The following is a 15147-nucleotide window of genomic DNA, read 5'->3' as shown; positions in this document are numbered from 1 at the left end:
AGGGGACACACAGGATGGCGATGATGAGAAATCGGGCGGTTGGAATGGTGGCATTGGCGGCCACACTTGCAATCACGGCGACGGCGCTCGGGGGCTGTGTGACGGTATCGGCACCTGACAAACCGATCGTCATCAACCTCAACATCAACATCAAACAAGAGGTCGTCTACCGGCTCGATGGCAAGGCCAAGGCGGTGATCGACGAGAATGCGGAGATTTTCTGATGAACAGGGCAATATTGAAAACCGGCCTGGTGGCTTTTGTGGCGCTGGGGTTGGCCATGCCCGCTATGGCGCAGCGTGACCCGGCCTATGAGGCGGCGCGCGAGAACGGGTCGATCGGCGAAAAGCCCGATGGCTATCTGGGCATAGTCAGCGGCGGCGACGGCCAGCTGCAGCGCATGGTCAGCGACATCAACCTCAAGCGCAAGCAGGTCTATACCGACCGCGCGTCGGCCGAAGGATCGACTGTCGAGCAGTTCGCCTTCACCGCCGGCTGCAACACGATTTCGCGCACCAAGCCGGGCGAGAAATACCAGGCGCCCGATGGCAGCTGGAAGACTCGCGATTCCAGCCCGCCGGTGCGCGACGCGCGCTGTCCGTGAGGCAGATTGCCGCCCGGCAAAAGTTTCGGCCCGGAATTCCCTGTGAATTCCGGGCTTTTTCATGCGCGATGGCGCAGCGCAGCATGGCCATTGACTTGGGAACCAGCCCTTTCTAAACGGGCCGCGCCTTGGCGGGTCAGCTCGCCGCTTTTTGCGTGACTTTTCGGTTGTTGTAGCCTTTGGCCCAATAACAAGGAGTATGGCGAATGGCGGAGAACGAACCCGGGCAAGACCCTTCTGGCGGCGACGCGCGGATCGATCACATCGGTGATCGGCTGCGCGATATAACGCAGCGGGAGCAGGCCGATGTGAGCGGCAAAGGGGGCGCAGTCGATGCGAATTATCGGCTGGGCAACCGCGTGCTCGCCGATCTGCTTGGGGGTATTGCAGGTGGTTTGCTGTTCGGCTGGCTGTTTGATCGCTGGCTGTGCACATCGCCCTGGCTCCTGATCACGTTCCTCGCTCTGGGGATTTTCGTGGCCTTCAGGAACATCATCCGGGTTTCCAACGCATATTCGGCGGGGCTGAAAAATCAGCAGTCCCCGAAGGATAAGCCTGAAGATTGATACGAAGAGGTAAGGTTGTGGCAGCCGAGTCAGGCAAAATCGACCCAATGCACCAGTTCGAAATCGCGCCCATTTTCTCGGGTGGTTTCGACATTGCTGGGCAGACCATCGCCTTCACCAACAGCGCCCTGTGGATGCTGTTGACGCTGGTGGCGCTGTGGGTGTTCATGCAGGGTGGCATGAAGCGCGAGCTGGTGCCGGGTCGCTGGCAGCTGATGGTCGAAAGCTTCACCGGCTTCATCGACGACATGCTGGTGGCCAATATCGGCGCCGAAGGCCGCAAATACGCGCCTTATGTCTTCTCGCTGTTCATGTTCATCCTGTTTGCCAACATCCTGGGCCTGCTGCCCATCGGTGTGATCGGCGGCCATCCGTTCACCGTGACCAGCCATCTGACGATCACCGGCATCCTTGCCATCGTCAGCTTCTCGATCGTGCTGATCGTCGGCTTCACGCGCCACGGGTTCCACTTCTTCTCGCTGTTCGTGCCGCACGGCACGCCGCTGCCGATGATACCGTTCATCTTCCTGGTTGAGCTGCTGTCCTTCCTGGTCCGCCCGTTCAGCCTGGGTCTGCGACTGTTCGTCGCGATGACCGCAGGACACATCCTGCTCAAGGTGCTGGCCGGTTTCGTGATCAACTCGACCAATGCCGGGCTCGGCTATGGCCTGATGGTCGGGCTGCCCAGCCTGACGCTGATGGTCGGCATCAGCGCGCTCGAGATCCTGGTCGCCGTCGTGCAGGCCTATGTGTTCGCGCTGCTCACCTCGCTCTACATCAACGACGCGGTGAACCTGCACTAAGCTATTCTTTTCGCTCTCAATCTTTCCATCCAATCGAGTTTCTTAAGGAGTATTACAATGGACGCAGAAGCTGCAAAACTGGTCGGTGCTGGCCTGGCTGCAATCGGTGCCGGCATGGCCGCCATCGGCGTGGGTAACGTGTTCGGTTCGTTCCTGGAAAGCGCACTGCGCAACCCGGCAGCTGCCGATGGCCAGCAGGGCCGCCTCTTCATCGGCTTCGCCGCTGCCGAACTTCTCGGCCTGCTGGCGTTCGTCGTGGCGATGATCCTGATCTTCGTCGCCTGATTATTCGCGTTTCCGGGGCCGGCCTGCCGCCGGTCCCGGTTCGCACCTTCAAGATTCTGATCCACGGATAGCTTTGATATGCCCCAGATTGACCAGATCATGTCCACCTACGGGTCCCAGTTCTTCTGGCTGGTGATCACGTTCGGACTGATTTATTTCGTTATCGGGCGTTCGATGCTGCCGAAGATCCAGGGCACCGTCGATCTGCGCAAGGGCAAGATCGCCGGCGACATCGCGGCTGCCAAGGCCGCGCATGCCCGCGCTGACGAAATCGAGGAAGATTATCGTCAAGCCCATGCCCGTGCCCGCGACGCGGCTATGGCGGTCACCGCCGAAGCCAAGGCCAAGGGCATCCGCGAAGCCGAAGCCAAGGTTCGCGAGGCCGATGTCGGCATCGCCGCCCATCTGGCCGACGCCGAAGCCGCGATTGCTGCCCAGCAGGCATCTGCCCTGTCGGAGATCGAAGCTGTAGCGGTCGAAGCCGCACAGGATATCGTCGCCCGGCTGACCCCGGCAAAGATCACCAAGCCGCAGGTCAATCGCGCGGTCAAGGGAGCGCTGGCAGATGCTTGATCTCATCATCCTCGCGTCCGAAGCGGGCGAACATGCTGATCCCTCGATCGGCGGCGTCCACCTGCTCAACGCCACCTTCTTCGTCTCGGCGGCAATGCTGATCCTGATCGGCATCATCCTCTACAAGAAGGTGCCGGCGACGATCGGCGCTTCGCTCGATCGCAAGATCGCCAGCATCAAGGCCGAGCTCGACGAAGCCCAGGCGCTGCGTGCGGATGCCGAAAAGCTGCGCGCCGAATATGAGGCCAAGCTGGCTGCGGCAACGCAGGAAGCCGCCGACATGAACGCGCGCGCCGAGGCGGAAGCCGAAGCCATCCGCGCCAAGGCGCGCACCGATGCGGAAAACCTGATCGTCCGCCGTCAGAAGATGGCGACCGACAAGATCGCCGCCGCCGAACGCGCTGCCATCGCCGAGATCCGCAACAAGGTCGCCACCGCTGCAGCAGGTGCCGCCGCAACGCTGATCGCCGAAAACCACAACGCCGATGCGGACAAGTCGCTGGTCGACAGCACCGTCGCCCAGCTCGGCATGCGGCTGAATTGATTCTGTTGCCCCTCTCCCCTGCGAGGGAGAGGGAATTGCTGCAAGTCCGCTAGCCCATTGACCTGCCGCCGTCCTGACGCCACATCACGCGCACCATGGCAGGCCGTCCCGCTCATCCCAATGACACCAATCCGCGCGCGCCCGACCGCTTTCTCGAGGAGGCGGCGACCTATAGCGTGCGCGGGGCCGACACGCCCGATCTCGACACCGGAATCGCCGCGATCCGCAGCCAGCTGAAATCGCTGCCGACGCGGCCTGGCGTGTACCGGATGATCGATGCGCGGGGCGACGTACTCTATGTCGGCAAGGCACGCGCACTCAAGAATCGGGTGACCAACTACACTCAGGTCGACAAATTGCCGCGCCGCCTGCAGCGGATGGTATCGCTGACCCGTTCGATGATGATCGTTACGACCAACAGCGAGGCCGAGGCGCTGCTGCTCGAGGCGCAGCTGATCAAGCGCTATCGCCCGGCGTACAATGTGCTGCTGCGCGACGACAAGAGCTTCCCCTATATCCTGCTGCGCGAGGATCACGACTTCCCGCGGATGTCGAAGTACCGCGGCGCGCAGAAGTACAAGGGCCAGTATTTCGGACCCTTCGCCAGCGCCGGATCGGTGACGAGCACATTGAACTCGCTGCAGAAACTGTTCCTGCTGCGCTCGTGCTCGGACAGCTTTTTCGCCAACCGTTCGCGGCCGTGCCTGCTGTACCAGATCAAGCGCTGCTCGGCGCCGTGCGTAGACCGGATCAGCAAGGAGGAATATGCGGCCTTGGTGGGCGATGCGCGTGCGTTCCTTACCGGCAAGTCGACCGACGTCCAGGCCAAATTGGGCGCGCGGATGGAAGCGGCGGCGCAGGCGCTCGATTTCGAGAGCGCGGCGGCGTATCGCGACCGATTGAAGGCGCTGACCTTCATTCAGGGCAGCCAGGCGGTGAACGCGAACGGCATCGCCGACGCCGATGTGTTCGCAATGGCGAGCCAGGGCGGCACGGTGTGCATCCAGGCGTTCTTTATCCGTGCCGGGCAAAACTGGGGCCATCGCAGCTTCTTCCCCGCGCATGTGCAGGAACTCGACGAGGCCGAAATCCTCACCAGCTTCCTGATGCAGTTCTATCAGGACATGCCGCCGCCGCGGCTGATCCTCACCGACCGCGCGCCGTTCGAATGCGATCTGGTGGTCGAGGCGCTGTCGGCGAACATGGCGCACAAGCTCGAGCTGCTCGTCCCCCAGCGCGGCGAGCGCAAAAGGCTGATCGAGCAGGCACAGCGCAACGCGCTCGAGGAGCTGCAGCGCCGCGTCGCCGAAAGTGCAAGCCAGGCCAAGTACCTCGCCGAGATGGCCGACCTGTTCGGGCTCGATGGTCCGCCCGACCGCATCGAGGTCTACGACAACAGCCACATCCAGGGCACCAATGCGCTCGGCGCGATGGTGGTCGCGGGGCCCGAGGGCTTCCGCAAGGCCGCGTATCGCAAGTTCAACATCAAGCGCGCCGACACCGTGCCGGGCGATGACTATGCGATGATGCGCGAGGTGTTCGAGCGGCGGTTTGCGCGCGCGCAGAGCGAAGACCCCGATCGCAGCGGCGGCGACTGGCCCGATCTGGTTCTGGTCGATGGAGGCAAGGGCCAGCTCAAGGCTGCGATGGAAGCGCTGGCGGTGCTGGGGATCGAGGATGTCGCGTTGGTCGGCGTCGCCAAGGGCCCGGATCGCAATGCCGGGCGCGAGACCTTCTTCATGCCCGATGGCAAGGAGTTCACGCTGCCGACCAACAGCCCAGTGCTGTTCTACCTCCAGCGGCTGCGCGACGAGGCGCACCGCTTCGCGATCGGCGCGCACCGTGGCAAGCGCAAAAAGGCGATGACCAGCAGCCCGCTCGACGAGGTCCCCGGTATTGGCCCGGCGCGCAAACGCGCGCTGCTGATGCACTTCGGCACGGCGAAAGCGGTGCGCAGCGCTTCCTTGCAGGACCTGCAGATGGCCCCCGGCGTCTCCAAGGCGATGGCGCAGCTGGTCTATGACTATTTTCGGGGTTAGCTGAGCTTGCCCGTCATCCGCACCCCCGCGATCGTCTGCACGGTGCGCAAGCATGGCGAGCACGGGGCGGTGGCTCGGCTGTTTACGCCCGAGCATGGCCTGCAGGCGGGTTATGTGCAGGGCGGGCGATCGACGGCGATGCGACCGGTGCTGATGCCTGCCAATCTCGTGACGGCGGAATTGCGCAGCCGTTCGCCTGACCAGCTCGCCAGCCTCACGGTCGAACTCGCCAGCAGCCGCGCGCCGTATTATGCCGAGCCCCTCGCGGCGGCGGCTTTCGAGTGGGTGACGTTGCTCACCGCGACGGTCGCGCCGGACGACCAGCCTTTCCCGCGGCTTTATGCCGCGTTGGCAGCCTTGCTTGATCTTGTTTGCGTCGCCCCCTCGGCGCGGTGGTGGGCGCGGGCGATGGTGCAGTATGAGGCGTTGCTGCTGGCAGAGCTCGGCTTCGGGCTCGACCTCGAGCGCTGCGCGGTGACCGGTGAGCGCGAAGATCTGGCCTATGTCAGCCCGCGCACCGGGCGTGCGGTGTCGCTGCACGCCGCCGGAGTCTATGCCGAAAAGCTGCTGCTTTTGCCTCCCTTCATGACCAGCGATGCCGAGCCCGGCTGGGAGCAATTGCTGCAGGGGTTTGCGCTCACCGGGCACTTTATCGAGCGCCAGTTCTTCGCCGAACGTCGCGCCGATCCGCTGGCGGCGCGGGTGATGATGATCGACCGGCTCAAGCGCATTGCCGGCTGATCGCGCGCCTCCACGCAAAACAATGTTGCCTGAATGCGCCGCCGGACGCTATGCGCGCGGCGGTAGCTGACAGGGATACACCATGAAAATTGCAATTCTACCCGGCGACGGCATCGGGCCCGAGATCATGGCCGAAGCGGTGCGCGTGCTGCGCGCGCTCGATCTGCCGGGGATGGAACTGCACGACGGACTCGTTGGCGCTGCAGCCTGGCGTGTCCATGGACACCCGTTACCCCCCGAAACGTTGGCGCTGATGCACGATTGCGATGCTCTGCTGTTCGGCGCGGTGGGCGATCCCGCATGCGACGGGCTCGAGCGCCATCTGCGCCCCGAACAGGCGGTGCTGGGGATGCGCAAGGAGCTGGGCCTGTTCGCCAATTTGCGCCCGGCCAAGGTGTTTCCGGGGCTCGAGGCGCACAGCTCGCTTCGCCCCGAGGTCGCCGGCGCGATCGATCTGATGATCGTGCGCGAGCTCAACGGCGATGTCTATTTCGGTGAGAAGGGCATGCGCACCACCGCCGATGGGGGGCGCGAAGGCTATGACATCATGTCGTACAGCGAGAGCGAGGTGCGCCGCATCGCGCATGTCGCTTTCCGCACGGCGCAAGGTCGCTCGGGACGGCTGTGCTCGGTCGACAAGGCCAATGTGCTCGAAACCTCGCAGCTCTGGCGCGACGTGATGATTGAGGTCGCGGCGGAATATCCCGATGTCACGCTCGAGCATATGTATGTCGACAACGCCGCGATGCAGCTCGTTCGTGCGCCAGGCAAGTTCGACACTATCGTTACCGGCAACCTGTTCGGCGATATCCTGTCAGACCAGGCGAGCATGTGCGTCGGCTCGATTGGCCTGCTTGCCTCGGCGTCTCTGGGTGCGCAGCAGACCGCGTTCGGCACCAAGGGTGCCTATGAACCGATCCACGGCAGCGCGCCCGATATCGCGGGCAAGGGCCTCGCCAATCCGGTCGCGATGATCCTCTCCGCCGCGATGATGCTGCGCCACAGCTTCGGGCTGGAAGCGGAAGCCGCGCGGATCGAGGCTGCGGTGGCGAGTGCGCTCAATGCGGGGGCGCTGGGCGCGGACCTCGGCGGGACGATGGGGACGCGGGAGATCGGCGACGCGGTGTTGGCGGCGCTTTAACCCCGTTCGCGCGCAACTTCGCGCCAGCCGATGTCGCGGCGGCAGAAGCCGGTGGGGAAAGTGATCGCATCGACAGCGGCATAGGCGGCCTGCTGTGCCTCTGTGACGCTGCTGCCGGTGCCGGTGACGTTGAGTACGCGGCCACCATTGGCGACCAGCGCGCCGTCCTTGAGCGCGGTACCGGCGTGGAACACCTTCGCATTGCCCACATCGCCGAGTGAAATCGCGCCGCCCTTTTCGGGCGTGCCGGGATAGCCCTTGGCCGCCATCACCACGGTGAGCGCATAGTCGTCCGAGAAGCGGGGAGGGGGGCAGCTGGCCAGATCGCCCTTCGCGGTCGCCAGCAGCAATTCGGCCAGATCGCTCTGCAGCCGGGTCATCAGCACCTGGCATTCGGGGTCACCGAAGCGACAATTGTATTCGATGAGCTTCGGCCCTTCGCTGGTCAGCATCAGCCCGGCGAACAGAACGCCCGAATAGGGCATCCCCTCGGCGGCGAGCGTTGTCACGGTCGGCGCAATGATCCGCTCCATCACCTGCGCTTCAAGCTCCGGCGTCAGGACGGGAGCCGGGCTGTACGCGCCCATGCCGCCGGTGTTCGGCCCGGTATCGCCTTCACCCACCCGTTTATGGTCCTGCGCAGATCCGAACGCGACGACTGCGCTGCCATCGGTGATCGCGAAGAAGCTCGCCTCTTCGCCCGTCATGAATTCCTCGATCACCACCTCGGCCCCGGCGTCACCGAAGGCGCCTGCGAACATGTGCCCGATGGCGTCCTCAGCCTCCTCGGCGGTTTCGGCGATGATCACGCCCTTGCCCGCGGCGAGGCCATCGGCCTTGATCACCATCGGCAGGTCGAAATCGGCCAGAGCAGCGCGCGCCTCTGCTGCATGGCTCGCGCGGACATAGCGCGCGGTGGGGATGCCCGCGCGGTCGCACAGGGCTTTGGTGAAGCCCTTGGAGCCTTCGAGCTGCGCGGCCTTCGCGGAGGGCCCGAACACGGGCACGTCGGCAGCGCGCAGGCTGTCGGCAAGGCCGTCGACGAGAGGCGCTTCAGGCCCGATTACGACCAGCCCGATGCGATGTTCCGCACAGAACGCGACAACCGCCGGATGATCGGACACCGCGAGGCTAACGCATTGTGCATGCTCGGCTATCCCCGGATTTCCGGGCGCGGCGAAGATGCTTTCCACCTGCGGGGATTGCGCCAGTTTCCAGCACAGGGCATGCTCGCGGCCACCGCTCCCCACCAACAGGATATTCATGCCCGACCCCTTTTCAGATGATGCCAACTCGCGTTCCGGCGGGCTGTTAGCCCAGATGGCGCCGGGCGACAACGCTCCGCCGCTGTCGGTTTCGGAAATCTCGAACCTGCTCAAGCGCACGGTGGAGGACCGCTTTGGCCATGTCCGGATTCGCGGTGAAATTTCGGGCTTTAAGCGCGCCGCGTCGGGGCATTGCTATCTCGCGCTCAAGGACGACAAGGCGCTGATTGACGGGATCATCTGGAAGGGTACGGCGCAGCGGCTGAACTTCGCGCCAGAAGATGGGCTCGACGTCATCGCCACCGGCAAGCTGACGACCTTCCCCGGACGTTCGAAGTACCAGATCACCATCGAATCGCTCGAACTCGCGGGCGAGGGCGCGCTGATGCAGCTGTTCGAAAAGCTCAAGGCGCGGCTGGCGGGGGAGGGGCTGTTCGATCCCGCACGCAAGCGCGCGCTGCCTTTCCTGCCGCGCACCATCGGGGTGGTGACGTCGCCGACCGGATCGGTGATCCGCGACATTCTCCACCGGTTGGCGGACCGCTTCCCCAGCCATGTTCTGGTGTGGCCGGTGCTGGTGCAGGGCGAGGGCGCTGCTGCGCAGGTCGCAGCGGCGGTGCGCGGCTTTGGCGCGATGCCCGAGGACAGGCGGCCTGACCTGCTGATCGTTGCGCGCGGTGGCGGCTCGATCGAAGACCTGTGGGCCTTCAACGAGGAACCCGTCGTCCGCGCGATAGCCGAAAGCCCGATCCCGGTGATCTCAGCCGTTGGGCACGAGACGGACACCACGCTCGCCGATTTCGCCGCCGACCGCCGCGCGCCCACCCCGACGGCTGCGGCCGAAATGGCGGTGCCGGTGCGCGCCGATCTGCTGGCGGGTCTGGGCGAACTCGGCCTGCGCGCCACGCGGGCGATCAACCGTACCCAGGGGCTGGCGCGCGAGCGGCTCGAGTCGCGAGCCCAGCGGCTGCCGAAGCTGCAGGACCTGCTCAGCCCGCAACAGCAGCGCGCCGACGATCTGGGCGAGCGGCTGCGCGCGGCCTTGGGCCTGCGGCTCGCCGATGCGCGCGGTAAGCTCGCGCGCGCTTCGGGCGCATTGCGGCCAGCGGTGCTCGATGCGCGTGCTGGCCTGGCGCGCGAGCGGCTTTCGCGGCTGAGGCTCGATCCGGCGATGCTCGAGCGGATCGCCACGCGGGCAGGCGAGCGACTGGCCGGGCTCGAGCGGGTTCTGGCGCAGCTTGACCCCGACGCGCCGCTGCAGCGCGGTTATGCCCGGGTGACGGCTGCCGATGGCCGCACGCTGCTCGATCGCGCCTCAGCCCAGAACGAGCCCAGCCTGGCGCTGCATTTTCGCGACGGGGTGCTCGATGTCGTGCCCGCCGATGGACCGGTGCCGCCACCGCCGCGCACACCGCCGGCTGCGGCTCGTCCGAAACCGCAGGCCACTGAACCGCGCCAGTCCAGCCTGTTCTGACCGGGCGCAATTTGCACCTCGGCGCGCATTGTTATAGGCTGCAGGTCAAGGGCAGGGCATCCGCCGACCGAGCGGTAAACCTGCGATACAGATTTGATGGAGCATGATCTTTAGATGTTGATGTCCAACCGCGATCGGGCTGCGCGCCTGCATTATATGCCCAACGGCTTTCGTCTGCTCAGCCCGGGCGATCATGTGCTGTGCGCCGAAACCGGGCAGAAGATCGATCTGGAAGAGCTGCGCTACTGGAGCGTCGAGCGGCAGGAGCCTTATGCCAGCTGCGAGATTTCGGTGCGCGCCGCGCTGGGGCAGGGCTGAACCTGTGGCGCGGGGCGGAATCGCGCTGAGCCTGATCGCCGCGGCGCTTGCCGGTCCCGCGATCGGCCAAGCCGCGCCCGCCTCGCAAGACACGCCTTCTGCGGCTACGCAGGCCAGCGGACCCGACTTTCTCACCCGTCCCTTTGGCGCTGTGCGTCCATTGACCAGCGGCATCCGGCTGAGCGGCGCACCCGTGCAGGGCGCGCTGCTGCGTGGCACTGCGCCCCGCGGTGTGGTCGGGCTGGATCTGGACGGGGTGAAGGTGCCGCTGGCCGAGGACGGCCAGTTCCTGCTGGGGTTCAACCGCGATGCGCCGCCGCTGGGCGTGCTGACCGTCAGCTTTGACGATGGCGAGGTGGTGAGCGAGCCGCTCTCGATCGAGCCGCGATCCTGGCGGCGCGAGTTCATCGCGGTCGCCGCACGCGGCGGGGTGCCGAGCGAAGCGTTCATGGCGCGGCGCAAGCCCGAGCTCGAGCTGATCGCTGCCGCGCGGCTGCGCAGTTCGGACAGCGCCGGCTGGCGCCAGCCGTTCATCTGGCCTGCCACGGGGCGGGTGTCGGGGATTTTCGGGTCGCAGCGCATCTATGCGGGCGAGCCCGGCAGCTTCCACAGCGGTGTCGATGTCGCAGGGCCAGTCGGCGCGCCGGTGATGGCACCGGCGGACGGCGTGGTCATCCTGGCTGCGCAGACACCGTTCTCGCTCGAAGGCAATCTGCTGATGATCGATCATGGCATGGGGCTCAACAGCGCCTTCCTGCACCTGTCTTCGATCGACGTGAAGGATGGCGAGCGCGTGCGCCAGGGCCAGCAGATCGGCCGAATCGGCGCGACCGGGCGCGCAACCGGCCCGCATCTGCACTGGAGCATGAAGTGGAACGAGGCGCGGATCGACCCGCAGATGCTGGTTCCGCCAATGGGCCAGTGATTGCCCGTCAGTGATTGGCCGTCAGTGATTGCAAGTAACTGGCGCGCAACTTCGCGCGCCGACGCGATCACTCCACCCGGCGGACTCGGGTAAAGCCCGTGCGGCCTTCGATCTTGGCCCGATAGCCCCCCATTGCTCCGCGATCGATCACCAGCATCTGGCCGGGCTTGGGCGAAAAGATGTAGCTCGGTGGATCGGTCTGTTCCCAGCGGCTGCCATTCTCCAGCGTGATCGACAGACGGCCGCTGCCGGGCAGGGGGCGCAGCCCGGTGATCTTGGACGATAGCGACTTGAGCGGCTCTCCATCGGGACCGCGCAGCAGGGTGATTTCCCCCACCGCCAGGCCGAACGCGGATTCGCGCGCCTGTTCCACCACCTTGCGTTCCGCGACGATCACCTCGCCGGTCTTCTGGGCATCGGCAAAGGCGGCGACCTGCCGGTCGAAACAGGCGAGCCGGGCGGAATCATCGGTGATCGTCCGGCATTGCAGCATGCCCTCGAACACCGGTCCGGGATCTGCCCCAGCGGACTTCTTCTGGGCCTGGGCCGGGGTGGCCATGGCCACGATGGTCACAACGGAGAGGGCGGCAAGAGCCGAAAAATGACGTTGCCTGATCGCTGACATAAGCTTTGCTCCGGACTGTGGACCGACACCCTGAAGCCGCTTTTGAGCTTGCGCAAGAGAGGATTTGTTAACGAACAAAGCGGCTGCGACGCTTTCTGTGACCTTTTTGCTACAGCCCCATGGAAACAGTATGTCGGAGGGGCGACCAGTGTTGCGTTTTCAACGCGTTCTTGCGTAAGCAAGGCTCAAGAAGGGTGAAAATGCCTTTCCAACCATAATTTTTTCAAAAGACGGTCGCTCTCGACGGCGACGCTCCAAGGGGAAAAAAGCATGACGTCTCGTTTCAAACTCGGCCTGCTGACAAGCAGCCTGCTGGTAGCAGCTGGCAGCTTTGCAGCACCTGCGATGGCGCAGGATCAATCGGACGAAAGCGCAGCATCGGATAACCAGGCAATCGTGGTTACCGGTTCGCGTATCGCCCGTACCGACCTCAGCTCCACCAGCCCGACCGCTGTTGTGACCGCCGAAGAATTTCTGCTTTCTGGCGCCACCAACGTTGAACAGGTGCTGAACACCCTGCCGCAGGTTCTGCCTGGCGTGACCAGCTTCTCGAACAACCCCGGCAACGGCGCAGCTACGCTGAACCTTCGCAACCTGGGCGCGCAGCGTACCCTGGTGCTGGTCAACGGCCGCCGCTGGATGTTCTATGATACCAACCAGATCGTCGACTTGAACACCATCCCGCAGTTCCTGCTCGAAGGCGTTGACGTTGTGACCGGTGGTCAGTCGGCCGTTTACGGTTCGGACGCGATCGCAGGCGTCGTCAACTTCCGTCTGCGTCAGAACATCGACGGCATCATCCTGGGCGGCAACTACTCGCTGACCGGCAAGGGCGATGGCGCACGTTATGACGTGAACTTCGCAATCGGCACCCCGTTTGCAGACGGCCGCGGCCAGGTCACCATTTATGGTAACTACCTGCGTCGTGAATCGATCTTCCAGGGCGCCCGCGCCTATTCGCGTTTCGCTGCCGGTGACGGCTGCGTCCGCGCTGGAACCACCAACCCGCAGACCGGCGTTGGCGTCAGCCTCGGCGGCGCTCTGGGCACCTGCGTTGCTCGTGGCGGCGAAATCGGTCTCGTTCCCGGCGGTTCGGCTTCGACGCCGATCGCAACCCTGCCCGGTGTTGGCGGCGGCAACGGCCTGATCTTCAACCCGACCGGTGGCGGCACCCGTCCGTTCCTGAACCCGGAAGATCTGTACAACTTCGCACCCGACAACTACCTGCAGCTGCCCCAGGAGCGTTACCTGTTCGGCGGTTATGGTAACTTCCAGATCACCGACGGCATCGAAGCCTATGCTGAAGTCAGCTATGTCAACAGCAAGGTGAACCAGGAACTGGCTCCGACTCCGGGCGGCATCGCTGCCAGCCTGCAGATCAACAGCCCGTTCTTCAACGCTGGAACCCAGGCTGCGCTGGCTGCTGCTGCAACGCCTGCCGATCTCGCTCTTGGTCGTTCGACCCAGAACGTCGGCTTCCGTTTCAACCAGTCCGGTCCGCGTAACTCGAGCCAGGGTCGCTCGGCATTCCGCATCATGACTGGTGTTCGCGGCGAAATCGTCAGCAACATCAACTATGACCTGTACTACATGTACTCGCGTACCGAGAACACGCAGTTCCAGCAGGGCAACGTTTCGGTCAGCCGTTATCGCGCCACTCTGGAAACCGAAACCGTTGGTGGCGTGACCCGCTGCCGCGATGCTGCTGCCCGCGCTGCTGGCTGCGTACCGCTCAATGTGTTCGGTCAGGGTCTGGCTGATCCCGCCGCGCTGCGTTACGTCACGATCAACTCGACCAACCTGGAAACCTCGGATCTTCAGAACATCGTCGGTTCGATCAGCGGCACGCTCGGAAGCATCTTCGGCAACTCGGAACCGATCGGGTTCGCAGTCGGTGGTGAATATCGTCGCGTTTCGGCTTCGTACACGCCCGATACCTTCCTTGCTTCGGGCGACGTGATCGGCTTCAACGCCGGCCAGCCGACCGGTGGCAACTACAACGCCAAGGAAGTGTTCGCCGAGCTCCGTATCCCGCTGGTGAATGAATCCTTCATCCACCGTCTGGAACTGACCGGTGCTGCGCGTTACTCGGATTACTCGCTCGATAACGTCGGCGGTGTGTGGACCTATGCTGGTGGCGGTGAATTCGCTCCCATCCAGGACATCACCTTCCGCGGTCAGTATCAGCGTGCGGTTCGTGCACCGAACGTGCAGGATCTGTTCGGCGGCCAGTCGGTCGGCTTCCCGCAGGCAATCGATCCCTGCTCGAGCCGTACCCCGGTTGCGCTGCAGACGGCAGCCATTCGCGCACTCTGCGTCGCCAACGGCGTGCCGGCTGGCAACGTGTTCACCACTGCAGTTCAGCCGAACCAGCAGATCCAGGCACAGTTCGGCGGCAACCCGAACCTGGGCGAAGAAACCTCGGACACCTTCACCATTGGTGCGGTCATTCGTCCGAGCTTCATCCCCCGCCTGAATATCACGGTCGACTACTTCAACATCAAGGTGAAGGACACGATCTCGACCTTCGGTGGTGGTCTGAACAGCGCTCTGCAGCTCTGCTTCACCGTGGCTCAGGATCTGACCAACCCGATCTGCTCGATCTTCGCCGGTCAGCGCAACCCGACCACGGGTGCACTCGGCGAGACCTCGGGTGGACGTAACCCTCCGGTGCTGTCGGCCAACATCGCAAAGCTGGCGACCTCGGGCGTCGATATTCAGGTGGATTACAACATCCCGCTGAACTTCTCGCTCACCGGTTCGGACGAATCGCGCCTGACCTTCTTCTTCCTCGGGACCTATCTCGACGAATATCGCACCACTGCAGTGGCTGCGATCCCCGAGCGGGTCACGATTGGTGAAGGCACGATCGCTCTGCCGAAATGGCGTCACACCGCCCGTCTGGGTTATGTTGACGGTCCGGCTCAGATCTCGCTGCGTTGGCGCTATAACGGCCCCGGCATCGACAGCCGCATCATCAACACCTTCAACGGTCTGGTTCGCACCGAGCAGGATCCTGCTCTGTTCCCGAACCGTCGCGTTGGCGCGTTCAACTACTTTGACCTGACCGGCTCGTTCGCCGTGACGGACAACTTCCAGCTGACCGCCGGTGTGAACAACCTGTTCAACAAGACCCCCGTGGTTCTCGGAACGGCTCAGGAGCAGGGCAACAACGTCCCCGGCTTCTACGATCCGCTCGGCCGTGACTTCTTCGTAAGCGCACGTCTGAACTTCTGATCGGGTT

General features: G+C 64.3%; 16 protein-coding genes. 14 read left to right on the top strand and 2 right to left on the bottom strand.

The features are described from left to right. Positions 1 to 14: 14 nt before the first annotated feature. From IP68_RS07850 to leuB, 10 genes are all read left to right on the top strand, one after another. A complete protein-coding gene (locus IP68_RS07850) occupies positions 15 to 224 on the top strand; it encodes a YnbE family lipoprotein (protein ID WP_369814828.1) in 210 nt (69 codons plus the stop codon). Continuing rightward, a complete protein-coding gene (locus IP68_RS07845; protein ID WP_054134431.1) occupies positions 224 to 604 on the top strand; it encodes a YdbL family protein in 381 nt (126 codons plus the stop codon). Before IP68_RS07850 ends, IP68_RS07845 begins: the two co-directional genes overlap by 1 nt. 206 nt (positions 605 to 810) lie before the next feature. Further along, positions 811 to 1170 carry an AtpZ/AtpI family protein gene (locus IP68_RS07840; protein WP_054134430.1) on the top strand — a complete coding sequence of 120 codons (360 nt, stop codon included), beginning with the start codon at positions 811 to 813 and terminating at the stop codon, positions 1168 to 1170. A gap of 17 nt (positions 1171 to 1187) precedes the next feature. Then, positions 1188 to 1973, top strand: coding sequence for a F0F1 ATP synthase subunit A (locus IP68_RS07835; protein ID WP_054134429.1), 786 nt, complete (start codon positions 1188 to 1190; stop codon positions 1971 to 1973). A gap of 57 nt (positions 1974 to 2030) precedes the next feature. Next, on the top strand, positions 2031 to 2258 hold the full coding sequence (locus IP68_RS07830; protein WP_023839593.1) for a F0F1 ATP synthase subunit C: 228 nt from the start codon (positions 2031 to 2033) through the stop codon (positions 2256 to 2258). 78 nt (positions 2259 to 2336) lie between these two features. Next, on the top strand, positions 2337 to 2831 hold the full coding sequence (locus tag IP68_RS07825) for an ATPase (protein WP_054134428.1): 495 nt from the start codon (positions 2337 to 2339) through the stop codon (positions 2829 to 2831). Continuing rightward, positions 2824 to 3375 carry an ATP synthase subunit B gene (locus IP68_RS07820; protein WP_054134427.1) on the top strand — a complete coding sequence of 184 codons (552 nt, stop codon included), beginning with the start codon at positions 2824 to 2826 and terminating at the stop codon, positions 3373 to 3375. Before IP68_RS07825 ends, IP68_RS07820 begins: the two co-directional genes overlap by 8 nt. Positions 3376 to 3470: 95 nt before the next feature. Next, positions 3471 to 5414, top strand: a complete 1944-nt coding sequence (gene uvrC / locus IP68_RS07815; protein ID WP_054134426.1) for an excinuclease ABC subunit UvrC — start codon at positions 3471 to 3473, stop codon at positions 5412 to 5414. 6 nt (positions 5415 to 5420) lie between these two features. Next, a complete protein-coding gene (gene recO / locus IP68_RS07810; protein WP_054134425.1) occupies positions 5421 to 6155 on the top strand; it encodes a DNA repair protein RecO in 735 nt (244 codons plus the stop codon). A gap of 82 nt (positions 6156 to 6237) precedes the next feature. Next, entirely contained in the window at positions 6238 to 7296 is a 1059-nt protein-coding gene (gene leuB, locus IP68_RS07805) for a 3-isopropylmalate dehydrogenase (protein ID WP_054134424.1), read from the top strand. Here leuB and purD read toward each other — a convergent pair. Beyond that, on the bottom strand, positions 7293 to 8561 hold the full coding sequence (purD, locus tag IP68_RS07800; protein ID WP_054134423.1) for a phosphoribosylamine--glycine ligase: 1269 nt from the start codon (positions 8559 to 8561) through the stop codon (positions 7293 to 7295). The two genes, leuB and purD, sit on opposite strands and share 4 nt — an antisense overlap. Here purD and xseA point away from each other — a divergent pair. The 3 genes from xseA to IP68_RS07785 all read left to right on the top strand — a co-directional run bounded on the left by xseA (position 8560) and on the right by IP68_RS07785 (position 11278). Further along, positions 8560 to 10035 (top strand): exodeoxyribonuclease VII large subunit, encoded by a 1476-nt coding sequence (xseA, locus tag IP68_RS07795; RefSeq protein ID WP_054134422.1) that lies wholly within the window; start codon positions 8560 to 8562, stop codon positions 10033 to 10035. The genes purD and xseA overlap by 2 nt on opposite strands. A 114-nt stretch (positions 10036 to 10149) precedes the next feature. After that, positions 10150 to 10353 (top strand): DUF2093 domain-containing protein, encoded by a 204-nt coding sequence (locus IP68_RS07790; protein ID WP_054134421.1) that lies wholly within the window; start codon positions 10150 to 10152, stop codon positions 10351 to 10353. 4 nt (positions 10354 to 10357) lie between these two features. Continuing rightward, positions 10358 to 11278, top strand: a complete 921-nt coding sequence (locus IP68_RS07785; protein ID WP_054134420.1) for a M23 family metallopeptidase — start codon at positions 10358 to 10360, stop codon at positions 11276 to 11278. 67 nt (positions 11279 to 11345) lie between these two features. On the opposite strand, the gene IP68_RS07780 is transcribed toward IP68_RS07785, so the two are convergent. Beyond that, a complete protein-coding gene (locus IP68_RS07780; RefSeq protein ID WP_156317984.1) occupies positions 11346 to 11837 on the bottom strand; it encodes a hypothetical protein in 492 nt (163 codons plus the stop codon). A 336-nt stretch (positions 11838 to 12173) separates the two neighbouring features. On the opposite strand from IP68_RS07780, the gene IP68_RS07775 reads away from it, so the two are divergent. Continuing rightward, positions 12174 to 15140, top strand: coding sequence for a TonB-dependent receptor domain-containing protein (locus IP68_RS07775; protein WP_082382213.1), 2967 nt, complete (start codon positions 12174 to 12176; stop codon positions 15138 to 15140). The last annotated feature ends 7 nt before the right edge of the window (positions 15141 to 15147 follow it).

Source organism: Blastomonas sp. AAP25, assembly GCF_001295965.1.
GTDB lineage: Bacteria > Pseudomonadota > Alphaproteobacteria > Sphingomonadales > Sphingomonadaceae > Blastomonas > Blastomonas fulva.
This window is presented reverse-complemented; position numbering and strand designations above follow the sequence as displayed.